11 protein-coding genes and 1 pseudogene are annotated in these 14,982 nt (G+C 48.8%); 4 read left to right on the top strand and 8 right to left on the bottom strand.

What is annotated here, in order from left to right:
• The first annotated feature begins 139 nt into the window (after nt 1-139).
• A complete protein-coding gene (locus tag QZZ36_RS05065; protein ID WP_295077808.1) occupies nt 140-2,656 on the top strand; it encodes a heavy metal translocating P-type ATPase in 2,517 nt (838 codons plus the stop codon).
• A gap of 34 nt (nt 2,657-2,690) precedes the next feature.
• On the opposite strand, the gene QZZ36_RS05060 is transcribed toward QZZ36_RS05065, so the two are convergent.
• The 7 genes from QZZ36_RS05060 to QZZ36_RS05030 form a co-directional block, all read right to left on the bottom strand.
• Entirely contained in the window at nt 2,691-3,995 is a 1,305-nt protein-coding gene (locus tag QZZ36_RS05060) for a hypothetical protein (RefSeq protein ID WP_295077805.1), read from the bottom strand.
• Nucleotides 3,988-4,542, bottom strand: coding sequence for an RNA polymerase sigma factor (locus QZZ36_RS05055; protein WP_295077802.1), 555 nt, complete (start codon nt 4,540-4,542; stop codon nt 3,988-3,990). Before QZZ36_RS05055 ends, QZZ36_RS05060 begins: the two co-directional genes overlap by 8 nt.
• A 243-nt stretch (nt 4,543-4,785) precedes the next feature.
• Nucleotides 4,786-5,292 (bottom strand): class D sortase, encoded by a 507-nt coding sequence (locus QZZ36_RS05050; RefSeq protein ID WP_295077799.1) that lies wholly within the window; start codon nt 5,290-5,292, stop codon nt 4,786-4,788.
• A 10-nt stretch (nt 5,293-5,302) separates the two neighbouring features.
• Complete coding sequence (locus tag QZZ36_RS05045; RefSeq protein ID WP_295077796.1) at nt 5,303-7,000, bottom strand: hypothetical protein; 1,698 nt, start codon at nt 6,998-7,000, stop codon at nt 5,303-5,305.
• A 31-nt stretch (nt 7,001-7,031) separates the two neighbouring features.
• Complete coding sequence (locus QZZ36_RS05040; protein ID WP_295077793.1) at nt 7,032-8,078, bottom strand: glycosyltransferase family 1 protein; 1,047 nt, start codon at nt 8,076-8,078, stop codon at nt 7,032-7,034.
• Nucleotides 8,075-9,235 (bottom strand): glycosyltransferase, encoded by a 1,161-nt coding sequence (locus QZZ36_RS05035; RefSeq protein ID WP_295077791.1) that lies wholly within the window; start codon nt 9,233-9,235, stop codon nt 8,075-8,077. The genes QZZ36_RS05040 and QZZ36_RS05035 overlap by 4 nt, the downstream gene beginning before the upstream one ends.
• A gap of 27 nt (nt 9,236-9,262) precedes the next feature.
• Nucleotides 9,263-10,687 (bottom strand): exopolysaccharide biosynthesis polyprenyl glycosylphosphotransferase, encoded by a 1,425-nt coding sequence (locus QZZ36_RS05030; RefSeq protein ID WP_295077789.1) that lies wholly within the window; start codon nt 10,685-10,687, stop codon nt 9,263-9,265.
• 379 nt (nt 10,688-11,066) lie between these two features.
• On the opposite strand from QZZ36_RS05030, the gene QZZ36_RS05025 reads away from it, so the two are divergent.
• The 3 genes from QZZ36_RS05025 to QZZ36_RS05015 are packed head-to-tail and all read left to right on the top strand — an operon-like array spanning nt 11,067 to nt 13,944.
• Nucleotides 11,067-12,206: a glycerate kinase gene (locus QZZ36_RS05025; protein ID WP_295077786.1), complete on the top strand. Its 1,140-nt coding sequence runs from the start codon at nt 11,067-11,069 to the stop codon at nt 12,204-12,206.
• A gap of 24 nt (nt 12,207-12,230) precedes the next feature.
• Nucleotides 12,231-13,304, top strand: a complete 1,074-nt coding sequence (locus tag QZZ36_RS05020; protein ID WP_295077784.1) for an iron-containing alcohol dehydrogenase family protein — start codon at nt 12,231-12,233, stop codon at nt 13,302-13,304.
• Nucleotides 13,294-13,944 (top strand): hypothetical protein, encoded by a 651-nt coding sequence (locus QZZ36_RS05015; protein ID WP_295077781.1) that lies wholly within the window; start codon nt 13,294-13,296, stop codon nt 13,942-13,944. Before QZZ36_RS05020 ends, QZZ36_RS05015 begins: the two co-directional genes overlap by 11 nt.
• 84 nt (nt 13,945-14,028) lie before the next feature.
• Here QZZ36_RS05015 and QZZ36_RS05010 read toward each other — a convergent pair.
• Nucleotides 14,029-14,604 (bottom strand): annotated as a pseudogene (locus tag QZZ36_RS05010) (glycoside hydrolase family 16 protein); the annotation flags it as partial.
• Between the last annotated feature and the right edge of the window lie 378 nt (nt 14,605-14,982).

Here is a 14,982-nt window from a genome sequence, read left to right as displayed (position 1 = left end):
GCAAACAACTGACAAGCTCTGAGGCACTGCCCCGGAGCTTGATATTTATTAGCCTTGTATAACAGTTTAGCTGCTCTGATTGACGAAACTGCCGTTCTGTGATATACTAACCTTACAGATTACAGACAGGGGTGAAAAAGTGAAAAAATACAATATAACAGGCATGAGCTGTGCGGCGTGCAGTGCAAGGGTGGAAAAAGCTGTCTCCTCCGTTGAAGGCGTTACCTCCTGCTCTGTAAGCCTGCTGACTAATTCCATGGGAGTTGAGGGCAGCGCTACGGAAAGCGCTATTATAAAAGCCGTCACAGACGCAGGCTACGGAGCTTCTCCGGCAGATCCAGCAGAGAAAAAGCGCAGCTCCGATGACGCTCTGTCAAACGATGGGGAGCTCCGCACACTGAAGCGCAGGCTTGCTGCTTCTCTTGTATTCCTGCTGATACTGATGTATATTTCAATGGGACATTCCATGTTGGGTCTTCCGCTTCCGGCAGTAATGGCTGACAATCACCTCATAAACGGACTGTCACAGCTGATACTTGCGGCGACGGTAATGGTCATAAATCAGAAATTCTTCATAAACGGCACAAAGGGACTGCTTCACCGCTCTCCTAACATGGATACCCTTGTGGCTATGGGCTCAATGGCTTCTTTCATTTACAGCACGTGGAGCCTTTTTGCAATGGCTGACGCACAGGTAAAGGGCAGTATCGAAAAAGCCATGAGCTATACCCACGAATTTTACTTTGAGTCGGCTGCAATGATAGTAACTCTCATAACTGTGGGAAAGCTCCTTGAAACGCGCTCAAAGGGAAAGACAACGGACGCTCTGAAGGGACTGATGAAGCTGTCCCCGAAAACAGCCGTGGTGGTAAGGGACGGCAAGGAGACCGAGATAGCCGCCGATGACGTGGTAAAGGGCGATATATTCATAGTCCGTCCCGGACAGAGCATACCCGTTGACGGTATAGTAATCGATGGCGAAAGCTCTGTAAACGAAGCTGCCATAACAGGCGAAAGCATTCCCGCCGATAAAAAAGCCGGCTCAGCCGTAACTGCCGCTACCATAAACACTTCGGGATATCTCAGATGTGAAGCAACAAAGGTTGGAGCTGACACTACCCTGTCTCAGATAATAAAACTTGTCTCCGACGCGGCTGCCACAAAAGCTCCTATTGCCAAGACCGCGGATAAGGTATCGGGAATCTTCGTTCCCGCGGTAATAATAATCGCTGCGGTAACTCTTGTAATATGGCTGCTTGTGGGCAGGTCCGCTGGCTTTGCCCTTGCAAGGGCGATATCCGTCCTTGTTATAAGCTGTCCCTGCGCTCTCGGTCTTGCAACTCCAGTGGCGATAATGGTGGGAAGCGGCACAGGCGCAAGGAACGGCATACTCTTCAAGAACGCTGTTTCTCTCGAACAGACGGGAAAGGTCAGCATTGTGGCTCTCGACAAGACGGGAACTGTAACCGCCGGCGAGCCTGTAGTAACAGATATTATCCCTGCACAGGGATACACGGAAAAGGAGCTCCTCAGCCTCGCCCTTGCCCTTGAATCTCACAGCGAACACCCTCTCGCAAAGGCTGTTGTCAGACGGTGCGGAGAGGAAAATATCTCAGCAGATGAAGTAAGCTCTTTCATGGCGGTTTCGGGAAACGGTCTTACAGCAGAACGAAACGGTGTAAAAATAACGGGAGGAAATCCCAGATTTATAGGGGCTTCCGCAGAGATTCCTGAGGATATCAGGGCTGCTTTCGAAAAGCTTTCCGCAGAGGGAAAAACTCCACTTTTCTTTGCGGAGGACGGAAAAACAGCAGGTCTTATAGCTGTTGCTGACGTAGTCAGAAAAGACAGTCCGGAAGCCGTGAAGCAGCTGAAAGATATGGGTATCAGGGTGATAATGCTCACCGGGGACAATGAAACTACCGCAAAGGCTATAGGCGAGCAGGCTGGCGTGGACGAGGTCATTGCGGGCATTCTTCCCGATGAGAAGGAAGCCGCTGTACGCAGACTGAAAAAGCAGGGAGTTACCGCAATGGTGGGTGACGGAATAAACGACGCTCCCGCCCTCACCTCGGCAGATATGGGCATAGCCATCGGCGCAGGCACTGACGTTGCCATAGACGCGGCTGACGTAGTCCTCATGAAGAGCAGTCTCAATGACGTTCCTGCCGCAATAAGACTCAGCAGGGCAACTCTCAGGAATATAAAACAGAACCTTTTCTGGGCGTTCTTCTACAATATAATAGGTATCCCCCTTGCCGCGGGAACTTATATAAAGCTTTTCGGGTGGGAGCTGAACCCCATGTTCGGGGCGGCGGCTATGAGCCTTTCAAGCTTCTGCGTGGTTACAAACGCGCTGAGGCTCAATATGTTCAACCCATATGACGCAAGCCGCGATAAAAAGCGGTCGGTACAGGTAAAGGCTGAGGGAAATCCCGACAGCAGCACAGAAAAGACCATAAAAATAAAGGGCATGATGTGTGGACACTGCGAGGCTCGCGTCAAAAAGGCTCTGGATGAGCTAAGTGCCGTGAAAAGCGCAGAAGTCAGCCATAAGAGCGGAACGGCTGTTGTCGAGCTCTGCGGCGATATCTCCGATAACGAGCTGAAACAGGCTGTTGAAGCCGCAGGCTACAAGGTCACGAAGATAGTATAAAAGAAGGCAAGCTTTTACGCTTGCCTTCTGCTTTTTATCTTATGTGTTTTTCGTAGGTGCTTACCATAAAGTCGCTGTGGACATATACGTCCTTGTCTACCTCTATAAGGATATGCCATTCAGCCATATCACAAGTGCCGACCTCTGGTATTTCACGCTGTATCGTTACACCGAGTCCGTTGACCTCTGCTACTGTATGACTTACAGAACCGCTTCCCTCTTCCAGTACAACTACAAGAAGCTTATGGCTGCTGAACCAGTTATCGTCATATTTGGCAGTCGCGTTCATGAAGCCTGTTATTGTATCCCAGCCTTTAAAATCATATATGTCCTTATTAGCCTCAATGTAGCTATCAAGCTCCGCACGGCTCGTTATGAGCTTTTTCTTGGGATATACTGCACCGTCACTGTAACCGTTAGTGCGGATATACTGAGCATTGAAGCTATAGCCCTGCATAGGCACCGGAATGCTGTACTGTGAAGGATACATTCCTATCTCCTCGCCGTGAGCCATAAGGTATTCGGCAAGGTCATCTGGAAGAACGGCTTCCTTCAGTACAGGATTGCTTGCCGAACCGTTGCGCCATACCCATTTTTCTCTGAAATTGAAATAGAATATCTCCGTATCTCCGGGAGCGTTCAGCACATACTCGGGAAGTCCGTCACAGAAATCGGGAGAATAGGTCAGCTCATTGAGACGTGCGAAAACGTCCATTTTCTCTGTAGTTACGGACTTTGTCGTCGTAGTAACGGGCTCTGTGCGCTTGGTCGTGGTCTTTGCAGTTGTCTTTGATGTGGTTCTGGCAGTAGTCTTTGAGGCAGTATTTTCTGCCGGCTTAGTGGTCTGCTGTGCCGCTGTCTGTACTGTCTCCTGCTGTCTGCCGTTGTTCTCCACTATCGGAACAGCTGTGGGCTCTTCGCCATTATCGGGAGCCGTGCTTGTATTTTCAGAGGTATCAACAGGTTTCGGCCCCTCGATGTGCTGAGCTGCGGTCGTCTCGCCCCCTGCTCCCTGTTTATGTTCACTTTCTTTTGTAACTTCTTCTGCGGGATCGCTGCCTATGCTGTCCTCCAGTGTATCATCTGTCAGATTATGCACTACGTTCGGGCGGTGCTTCATCAGCATATTCACCGATGCTCCAATGCCTGCAACAAGTGCGACAACAGCAGCAGCCGCGGCTATCCTGTGCCATTTTATCCTGCTGCTGTACACCTCAACGCCGGATACTGTAATGCCCTCGCCGTCGCTTTCCGTAAGCTTATCGGGAGTTACCTCCGCTTCTTTTATAAGGTCATCGTCGATCATATTCACAGCGTCATAAAATTTCTGCTTATCCATAATCATAACCTTCCTTCTTCAAATATTCTCTTAGCTTCTTTCTTGTCCGGAAAAGATAAGTCGCTACTGTTTTTTCGTTCATGTCGTAATATCCTGCTATCTGCGCGAGGGAGTCGCCGTACCAGTATCGCCTTACAAATACCTTTCTGTGCTTTTCGTCCTGCTCCCTGAGAAAGCTGCTGATCACCACCGCAAGCTTCTCCGCGGATATATCGTCGCCTCCCCTGTCAGGGATACATTCCGCAAGCTCGTCAAGCGAGACCGCATATCCCCTGCCGCGCTTCTGTGCGGAGTTATACTTCAGCCTGTCTATAGCCTTGTTCTTTACAATGCGGCAAAGATAGGTCTTCAGGTCTGAGGGACTTTCCGGCGGTATCTTCTTCCACAGGTCATAGTATGCGGAATTGACGCACTCCTCCGCGTCCTCGCGCCCTGACAGGATATTTCCCGCAACATAAAGGCACAGTCCGTCGTATTTGTTTTTCAGCTCCCTCAGAGCGCTTTCGTCTCTGTTACGGAGCAGTTCCATGATAGATGCATCATTCATAACCGGGAAACCTCCTTTCATCAGGTTCTGAGGTCCTCTTGTCTATACAGTCGAATTTCAGCGCGGAATATTTCAGTTCCGAAAAAATTTTTTAAGTGAGATTTTTTTGTCACATTCTGGTCTCATGCTTCGTTTTATTATATAGAAGGAAATATGCTTTTTTCTAATTATTCCATATACGCGCGAAAGGCAGTCGGTCCATACTGACTGCCTTTTGCCATTTATTCTGCTGTTGAATCAAAGTCACTTTTTCAGCATACCTACCACGACCTGCCTGTACTTTCCGTCGTCAGTACATGAGATAACAGTGAGCCTGTCATCTCCGAAATCGTTAAGCACGCCCACCTTGCTCGGTGCGATTATATCATACCCGGTAACGATATAGGTATATTTCGTCCTTTTCTCATCGTTGTCCGTCAGTATCATCTCGCTGCCTGCCTGTATTTTGTCAAGGTCGTTGAATATCTCGGCATAAACAGTGCTGTTATGTCCCGCTATACAGTAATTCCCTCTGCCGGGAGCTCCTGTCCCTTCAAAATGTCCTGCCGCTGCCTGAAGTGCCTTCTGGCTCGTCCCCTCCAGAACAGGAACACGTATATCAAGGCTCGGTATCTCAAATACTATATTCTCCCTAAGCAGCTTCCGCAGATACAGTTCCCTGCTTATCTTTCTGTACGCGAACAACAAAAGCACCGACAATCCGCAGAATATCATCACGTAACCGATAATGTGCAGTTTTTTTCTATCCATATTCTTACGTTTACCCGTTCAGGTCCCGACTGTCGGTATGGGCAGCCGTTCTCTCCATTAGCTGCTCAAAGGTTATGCCGTACTTGCAGGCTATCTCATGCGCATAGCTCTTGCCGTCAGGCTTTTTGTAGCTTATCCTGTAGGAGCGCTTTCCGTTATCGTTCTCCATCACAACGCTCACAGCACCGTATCCGGAGCCTGCGCTGCCGCTGAGCTTATCCGCATTCTCGGCAAGCTCGTGCATATGCGTATTGAATATCGTCCTTGCTCCGATACAGCAGAGATACTTCAGAACGTCCTCGGCTATGTAAAGAGACTCGGTATGACTGGTGGTGGCAAAGGATTCGTTGAAGAGCAGAAGGCTGTTATGATCGGCTGTCCTGCATATCTCATTGAATCTTTCGGCTTCCTCACCCAGTCTTCCGAGAGAAACAGTCTTTTCCTCCTCCACAGGGAAATGAGTGTATATACCATTGCAGGGGCGTATCTTCGCCGATGAGGCAGGTACGAACACTCCGCTCTGATACAGCAGGAACACAAGTCCTATGCCCTGTGTCAGTATGGTCTTGCCTCCGCGGTTGGGGCCTGTGAGTACCTGTACCGTCTTATCGTCAGTGAATTCCATATCATTGCATACTATATCTTCCTCAACAGTTCCTTTCATACGGCATATCGCAAGCTTTAAATTGCAGAAATCCCTGAGTACAGTATCGCTGTCCGACGCCTCCGCTGAACAGCACGGTATGCCGTATTCAGTCAGCTTCTTCTCAAGACCTATGAAGCGGAAATAGAACAGGAGCTCGTCCGCAAGTCCCGCAAGAGCTCTTCCGCTTACGTCAACATACTTATTCAGCACCTTTTTAAGCTTTGAAGTCATTGACGGGAGCATACGCTCCATTATGGTGTTGAGATTGTTCATAAGAGGAGTATCTGTAGGACGGTTCGTCGGAGACGGTATACCGCGGTATTTCTGATGTATCCAGTTAAGCTCGTTGCTGGGCATTTCCATAGTGAACTGTCTGAGGTCCTTATCGTTCTTCTGGTCCTTCAGGCGGTACTTTATAAAGCGCTTCAAAACGCTCTGACGGTCAAAATAATACTTGTTCAGCGAGATTATACCCGACTCCAGAGGATAGAACTCAGCGTCAAGATTTATGCCTATGGTTATGCTCTTTATGTCATGGACATCGTCGCCTACTGCGGAGATGTCCTCCAAAAGCTCCTTAAATCCGCTGTTGTTGCAGATATCATTTACATATCCGGCAAATTTCTTCATGCCCTCCGAGCGGAACTCCTGCCCCTCTATCGCTTCACTTATCCTTATCACGGAACTGATATAGCCCTCAAGCGCCCTTAGCCGGTTAAGGAATTCAATAAGGGTCGAGCTTTCACCTATCTGAACTGGACGCTCGCCGGCATAAAAGCGCATGACGTCAAATATGCCATAAAGCTTTCCGCACAGCTCCTCTTTTTCCTTCAGCTCGGAATATATCTCCCTCCGGTAATTTATTATCCTCTCGCTCGTCGGCATTTCAAGAAGGATATTCTTCACTACCTCCTGCTCAGTGGAATTGCCGCAGATACTCTCGGCAATAAAGTTTACGGAAAGGTCATTTGCCGTATTTGCGCCAAGCCGGAAGCATTCCCTGTTTTCATTTGGAAAGAGCAGACTGAATTCCCTTATGTCAGAACCAACGCTGCTTTTCATGTTAGATCACCTCTGATAACTGTTTTTCCTTTTATCCCATACCTCTCAGAAGATAAAGCAGCTTTTTTGCCGATCTGTCCCAGCTGTACCGGGCGAGAGTCTCCTCCCTGTCACCGCATTCCTGCGCAAGCAGAGCCTCAAGGTCGATATCGCTGTTACGGGGATCTATATAATGTACGCTGCTTCCGTATACCTCCGGCAGCGACGCCGCGTCAGAACAGATCACCTGAGCGCCGAGCGCCATAGCTTCAAGGGGAGGGATACCAAAGCCCTCATACAGCGACGGGAATATAAAAGCCCGGCAGTTCTTCATCAGCGCACAGGCGTCATCGTCGGATATGAAACCGAGAAGATGCACATTCTCAGGAAGCTCGTCATACTCTGTCTCATATATCTTTCCTGCCATCGCAAAGACAGAGTCCGGATTCTTCCTTGCGGCGTTAATTATCCAGCTGCCGTTCTTGTTCCTCGAAAGAGTAGACAGAGAGAAGAAGTATTCTCCGCTCTTCAGCATGGGATAACGCTCCTGCCAGTCGCTGCTTTCATGAAAAGTGCGTATATGCTGCCAAGCATTGTATACCACCCTTATCTTTCCATTTGCACTGGGATAACAGCGCTCTATCTCCCCCTTGCTGAACCTGCTGACCGTTATTATCATTTTCTCGTGGCGGCAGAGGTAGTTGTACTGGAGCACGTGCCATAAGCGTGAGACACGGTTGCGAAGAGTGGTATAATCTGCCGAATTGACCTTGTACATCACGTCATGTATGACTGTTACGCTGTCTCCGGTGAAAAACGGAGATATATTGCAGAGATTGAGCAGAACTGCCTTTTTGCGGCGTGCCGCGAAATGTCTAAGTTCGAGCTGCTCCCAGAGAAGCCCTGTCCTCTTGCCGTATCTTACTACCTTTATATGCCTGAATTCAGGTATATCAAAAGCGTTTTCCGGGATAACGAGCAGGACCCTTTCTCCGCTGCAAAGCTGCTTGTCCATTGCGCAGACTATCTCACGGGCATAGCGCACTATGCCCTGCATCCTCTCAGCCATAAATTTTCCGTTTATTATTATAGTCCTCACGGCTCCACCTCTGTTATCAGTCTGTTTACTCTGTCCCTGAATCCCTCAAACATAAAATTGTCCATGACTCTCTGCCTTGCAGCTGCACCGTATCTGCCGCGGAGCTCTTCATCGTATGCAAGCTTTTTCAGCGCCTCTGCATAAGCCTCAGTATCCGCGTTGGGACATTCTGTGCCTGTAACTCCGTCAAGGCTCACGTAATTGACGCCGCTGCCCTTTATTGTAAATGTCACAGCAGGCTTTCCGAAGTACATTCCCTCAGCAAGAGCTATTCCGAAGGCTTCGTTCTTTGTTATCGACGGGAAAGCAAATATATCACAGGCCGTCAGGCAGGCTGCAAGAGTTTCATCGTCTATCCTGCCAAGCATACGCACATTTTTATCTCCTGCCCTCTCACGGAACAGCTCGCCGGTAAGCGGACCTTTTCCTCCGATAAGCACCGCAAAATCATAACCGAGAAACTTAGCGGCTCTTACAAGATATTTCATGCCCTTGTACTCCACGTGCCTGCCGACTGCAAATACAATGGTCTTTCCCGCAAACCTTCTGCGTATCTTCTCTGCCTTTTCCTCAATGGCAGGAGTCGTTTTAAGTCTGTCGGCAGAAATACAGTTCGGTATGACCGTGCATTTATCCCTGAAACTTGAAAGATAGGGACTTCCGTCGATATAGTTCGGACTGGTGGCAACTATCCTGCTGGCGCGCCGGCAAAGCCTGAGGGTCTGGAAATGGAACAGCTTGCCGAGGTATTTCTGCTTTGTTATATCAAGGTGCCAGTACACTATCAGCTTCGTTTCTTTTTTCAGCATCGGAAGCAGAAAGCTGGCAACATAGGGGTTCGGATAATGAAATATCACTATATCCGGCGCAAAATCAGCAAGCGTCCTTTTCAGTCCGCAGGGATATGAAAGGGATATGGACTGCGACGCTGCTTTCGCTATACAGCCGCAGCGGACTACCTTTACGCCGTCCACCTCGTCAGTGACATTTTCACCGCGGCGGCAGGTATATTCACCGTCCTGCGCGTCCTCGTTGAAGCATATTATCATCTGCTCGGTATCTTCCCTGTCATGCAGTGAAGCGGCAATGTCCCTCGCCACCTGCTCTATGCCGCCTATATGCGGATATAGATAATTGGATATCTGTAGTATCTTCATTTTTGCGACCGTCCTTAATCTATGGTTTTATTCCGCGCCGTCCTTCTTCAGAACTGCGAAGATCGTTCTTAAAACGCAGAGTATATCAAGATACATGGAGAAATGCTTTATGTAGTAATATTCCAGCTCAAGTCTTTCACGGTACTCGATATTCGACCTGCCGTTGCAGCCCCACCAGCCTGTTATACCAGGCTTTACCTTCTGGTAGAGCTTCAGTCCGTCATGGGCTTCAAGCTCGCCCTCAACAAGAGGACGGGGACCGACAAGGCTCATATCTCCCTTTATGAGATTGAGGAACTGGGGGAACTCGTCGACCGACAGCTTTCTGAGCACCCTTCCGACCTTTGTTATCCTCGGATCATTGGTGAGCTTCTGGTTCTCTTCCCATTCCTTGCGGTACTTTTCTTCCTTCAGCAGCTCCTTCAGCTTTTTATCAGCGTCTGTCACCATTGTGCGGTATTTCAGTATCCTTATGCTCCTGCCGTTAAGTCCCACTCTCTTCTGAGTGTAGAATATGCTGCCCTTGTCTCCGGATAACAGCGAAGCCGCTTTGACAATGACAGATACAGGTATCAGCAGGACAAGTCCGGCAGCGCCGATAATAATATCCAGCACTCTTTTCAGAGCAAGATAAAGAAGCGTACTGGGAGTGAACGAATATGCCCCGACACTGAGCGTCCTGTATACTCCCACATCTGATACGAACTGGTCTTCTGTCTGCATACCTACCACAGACTCGACACTTATATGTATATTCACCGCATTGCCTATCAGCTTCCTGTATTCGTCACTGCTTACCGCAGCAGGCTGAACGGCTATAAGTACATCGTCTATATTGTTCTTTACAACATAGTCCGCAAAATCCTTATTTACAACAGGTATGCCGTTATAATCGGTACAGCTGCCGTCGTCAGGGAAATATATCCCCTTCACATCATAGATATCAAAGTCTCCTGCAGCGACATTTGTGAGTATGTTTCCGATATCCGTCCTGTTTCCGACGATAAACAGCGAAACAGGTCTCGTGTTGTAAAGCACTACCTTCTTTGACACCACCAACTGCTTCCATATATACTTCATCAGCAGCGACAGCAGCAGATAAAAGCTGTACATCATAATGAATACAGCACGGGAATAGGTAGCTCCTATCTTGAATATGTAAAGCACCAGAGCGACCGCGATGAGGTTATAGAATGTCAGCTGCATCGCCCTTATGACTTCCATATAGTAGGAACGCTTCAGTATTCCGCTGTAGGGATTCTTTACAAGGGCTATGATTATATTGAAGCCCGAAAAAAGAAGTATGAGCCTCAGCCAGTCAGGACTGCTGATGAAGCTGAAGTCACGGAATTTTATGAAATAGGCGCAGATAAACGATATTATCATCGCAAGCAGGTCAACTGCCATAAAATCAAGATGTCCGAGCCATGAATACTTGTTTTTCGTATGCATAAAACACACCTGTCTTTCCGACATATATATATTACGTTCCTTAAAGCAACGTCCGTTTTCCGGTATAGGTCATTTATTATCAGTGTCCGCGCAGACTTCCCGTTTTTTATAAGGATCCTGCGCCACCTGAGCAAGTTACGGGGCAATAACCGCCTTATGTCGGTTATTGTGTATACACTAATTATTATAACCTTTGAACTAAAAAAAAGCAAGCCAAACAGAAGGTCAAAGGCTTTTCTTGTCACTTTTAACAAAACTCCGTATAATTCATAGTCAAAAAAGCCAAATAAAATGTGCCTGCATATCGTTCAGAGGCAGGTTTGCATAAACTCTTCTTTCGTGCTATAATATGTTTGATACATACAGTATGAGGTGTAAAATGAAAGTAGTTATAGCAATAGATTCATTCAAGGGTAGCCTTTCCTCCGCCGAGGCGGGAAAAGCCGCCGCCGAAGGGATAAAGCGGGTCTTCACAGATGCTGAGACTATTGTGCTTCCTGTTGCGGACGGCGGCGAGGGTACTGCGGAAGCGCTGGTCAGCGGTCTGAACGGAGAGTTCCGCAGGATAAATGTGCCTGACCCGCTCGGAAGGTCCATAAACGCCGCTTACGGCATTCTCCCCGACGGAACAGCGGTCATAGAAATGGCTGCCGCTTCGGGACTTACCCTCCTTGCCGAAGAAGAGCGTGATCCCATGCATACCACTACATACGGCACAGGCGAAATGATACGTGACGCCGCAGAGCAGGGCTGCCGCAGCTTTATTATCGGTATCGGCGGCAGCGCCACCAACGACGGCGGCATAGGCTGCCTGCAGGCTCTCGGCTTCGGTATGCTGGGAGCTGACGGCAAACAGGTCTGCTTCGGCGCTGAGGGACTCTCACATCTGACAGCTATAAACGATAATGACGTTATTCCGCAGCTCAGGGAATGCAGCTTCCATGTCGCCTGCGATGTCAGCAACCCACTCTGCGGTGAGAACGGCTGCAGCGCTGTCTTCGCCCGTCAGAAGGGCGCAGATGACGATACGATAAGACTGATGGACGATTATATGAAAAGATACGCTCAGCTCACAAAGGGATTCTGCCCTGCCGCTGACCCCGATACAGCAGGCTCAGGCGCAGCAGGCGGTCTCGGATTCGCCCTTATGTACTACCTTAACGCCAGACTTATGTCAGGTATAGACCTTGTGATAAAGGCTTCGGGCATGGAAGAAGCGGTAAAAAACGCTGATATAGTCGTTACAGGCGAGGGCTGCATAGACAGTCAGACTGCTATGGGTAAGGCTCCAGCCGGTATTGCCGCACTGGCTAAGAAATACGGAAAGCCTGTGATCGCTTTCTGCGGCGTGGCAGGGAAAGACGCTTCTCTCTGCAATGAAAAAGGGATAGACGCTTTCTTTCCTATACTCAGGCAGGTTTCTTCCGCGGAAGAGGCGATGGACAGCAGAAACGCCGCCCGTAACCTTGCAGATACCGCAGAACAGGTATTCAGGACAATAAAGACGTTCCGCCGCTGAAACACATTATGAAAGAGGGATAAAATGAAATTCTATATGCCAACCAAAGTATTCAGTGAAATAAACTGCATCGCCAGCCACTCCGCAGAGCTTGCCGCACTGGGCTCCCACGCTCTCATAGTAACGGGACAGAACTCCTCAAAGCTCAACGGCTCGCTTGACGACGTTATAAACGCTCTGAAAAAGCACTCCGTAGCCTATACCGTTTTCGACAGGACAGAAGAAAATCCTTCCGTTGAGACCGTCATGTCAGCAAGGGACACAGGTCTCCGCTGCGGCGCCGACTTTGTCATCGGTATAGGAGGAGGTTCTCCGCTGGACGCCGCAAAAGCCATAGCGCTGATGATGAAAAACAGCGATAAGGAATGGGACTTTCTTTATGAAAATGTTCCTGCCGGCGCTCTCCCGTTAGCGGCAGTACCCACAACCTGCGGAACAGGCTCTGAGGTCACAGGGGTATCTGTTCTCACAAGGCATGACCTGCATACAAAGCTGTCGGCAAAACACAGGATATTCCCGGATATTGCCCTTATAGACGGAAGGTATATCCTTTCCGCTCCGGCAAAGATGATCGTAAATACTGCAACAGACGCGCTTTCACATTTTATTGAAAGCGGTGTGAATACCCTCGCGGACACATACAGCGATATGATCGTTTTTGCAGGACTTGCCAAATGGGCAGAATGCCGCCCGTACATCGACGGCAGCAGACAGCTCAGCGAGGAGGCTGCCCAGTCGCTCATGGATACAGCCGCTCTTGCAGGTATGTCCATTGCACAGACAGGCACAGGTATCCCCCATTCTCTCAGCTATATGCTGACCTATGAGGCCGGTATCCCTCACGGTCCGGCTGTGGGTGTGTTCCTTGCAAAGTACATGAAATACGCGGATACCAACAGACAGAAAGCTATCCTCAGCGCTGCCGGATTCACAGATACCGACGAACTCGGAAAGTTCATCTCTGAGCTTGCGCCTGTGTCCGTCAGCCGTAAACTGCTTGAAAGGTCCGCCGTATGTGTCCTCGCAAATAAGGCTAAGCTTGACATTTGCCCCTATAAGATGACTGAGGATATCATGGCGGATATCATTGACATCTGATAAGGAAAGGGCACAGGAAATGCGTTTCATAAAGATAATACCCCTGTTATTGCTTTCCGCGGCGGCTGCCGCTCTGGTTTACGGCTGCAGCGATAACAATATACCGACAGATGACACTGTTCAGGCAGCAGAAACAACAGCCGCACCGACTGTCACGGCATCTACAACGACTGTCACGACAAAAGCCGTTACTGCTTATACCACATCAGTCACGGCAACAGCTCCGGCAGTCACCACAGAAGCTCATCATATACTGAGCTCTCCGGAGGATACAGGTCTGCACTGTACAGACGAAAGCAGCCAGAGCTATGAGTTCACCTACAACGGCAGTACATTCAGTGCCGCCTATGAACCTGACAACTGGCATATCTCAGACTCGTACCTTATCACAGACTATGATGACATAGTTATCATATGTCAGGCACTTATATACGTTCATCCGGTACACAGCGCCGATATGGAGAATTACCGGACTGCGGAGGATATGGCTTATGAATGGTCTCAGCACAACATCGCCTACTACCTTCTTCCCGACGGCAGCTGGAAGGAAAGCGCGAAGGACGTTGACCTTGACGCCAAGGATCAGAACAAGAACCTGTTCGATTTCATGATGGATAAACTCGATATCAGTACAGAATAAAAGAAAAAGGAGCAATACCTGCGTATTGCTCCTTTTTCCCTTAGAAATAGTATTAAACCTGGGGGGAAGTAATCATTGTTTATTGTATGTTACCCACTGGTAACGCGCTGTAAGAGGTGTTCTTCCGTCGTAATGACCAAGCCACTCATCAACGCCTCTTCCGGGCCATGCATTCATCATTATCTTTCCGGGTGTCTGAGGAATGTTGTCATATGCGGTGTAAACAGGCTTTCCGTCTACATACCATGTTATATGGTCGCGCTGCCAGTCAAATCCGTAAGTATGGAAGCCCTGTGAAGCGTCAAAACCAAGATCGTACATCTTCTCATGGTTGCCCTGTCCGTTGGTATAGTAGTTGAACTGTACCTTTGTGGTATCCTTACCAAGAAACTCAATGTCGATCTCGTCCCATGGATTTCCGTCGGACTCTCCTGTATATGTGAAGAAGGACGAATTTACACCTGTATTCTTGATAGGCTGCATTGAAGTCTCATAGTAACCATAGCTGTAGAATGCAGTGGTCCTGTACTCAGCGCCTGCATAGTTGTACTTGCCGGTATTATCCCTGTCGATCGTGAGATTAAGTGTACCGTCTCTGAAGCCGGTCTGTGAAGCATACCAGCCGCAGTCAAAGGGATCACCGTTCTCCCAGCCGTCAGAAGCGATAAAATAACGTGATGAACCGGTTCTGAAATCATCAGCCATTGTAGCGGACTGGTTCATTTCTGTGCCTGCTGCCGCATTGCCTGACTGCTGGTTATTGTTCCAGTTATTCCAGTCATTATTCTGCTGCTGGTCGTTATTCAAGTTATTCCAGTCATTATTCTGCTGCTGACCGTTGTTCCAGTTGTTCCAGTCGTTATTCTGCTGCTGACCGTTATTCCAGTTGTTCCAGTCGTTATTCTGCTGCTGACCGTTATTCCAGTTGTTCCAGTCATTGTTCTGCTGACCGTTGTTCCAGTCATTGTTCTGGTTGTTCTGCTGGTTATTCCAGTCATTTACGCCCCAGTTGTACCAGTTATTCTGCTGATTGTTATT

It is taken from the genome of Ruminococcus sp., from assembly GCF_016287535.1.
Lineage (GTDB): Bacteria > Bacillota > Clostridia > Oscillospirales > Ruminococcaceae > Ruminococcus.
The sequence above is the reverse complement of the archived record's forward strand: the minus strand, read 5'-3'. Positions and strand labels throughout refer to the sequence as shown.

What these genes read in the sequence shown, in the direction of transcription:
- QZZ36_RS05025 (WP_295077786.1), top strand. Translation starts at nt 11,067, where the DNA reads ATGAAAGTAGTTATAGCAATAGATTCATTCAAGGGTAGCCTTTCCTCC.
- QZZ36_RS05045 (WP_295077796.1), bottom strand. Translation starts at nt 7,000, where the DNA reads ATGAAAAGCAGCGTTGGTTCTGACATAAGGGAATTCAGTCTGCTCTTT.
- QZZ36_RS05055 (WP_295077802.1), bottom strand. Translation starts at nt 4,542, where the DNA reads ATGAATGATGCATCTATCATGGAACTGCTCCGTAACAGAGACGAAAGC.
- QZZ36_RS05035 (WP_295077791.1), bottom strand. Translation starts at nt 9,235, where the DNA reads ATGAAGATACTACAGATATCCAATTATCTATATCCGCATATAGGCGGC.
- QZZ36_RS05020 (WP_295077784.1), top strand. Translation starts at nt 12,231, where the DNA reads ATGAAATTCTATATGCCAACCAAAGTATTCAGTGAAATAAACTGCATC.
- QZZ36_RS05030 (WP_295077789.1), bottom strand. Translation starts at nt 10,687, where the DNA reads ATGCATACGAAAAACAAGTATTCATGGCTCGGACATCTTGATTTTATG.
- QZZ36_RS05050 (WP_295077799.1), bottom strand. Translation starts at nt 5,292, where the DNA reads ATGGATAGAAAAAAACTGCACATTATCGGTTACGTGATGATATTCTGC.
- QZZ36_RS05060 (WP_295077805.1), bottom strand. Translation starts at nt 3,995, where the DNA reads ATGGATAAGCAGAAATTTTATGACGCTGTGAATATGATCGACGATGAC.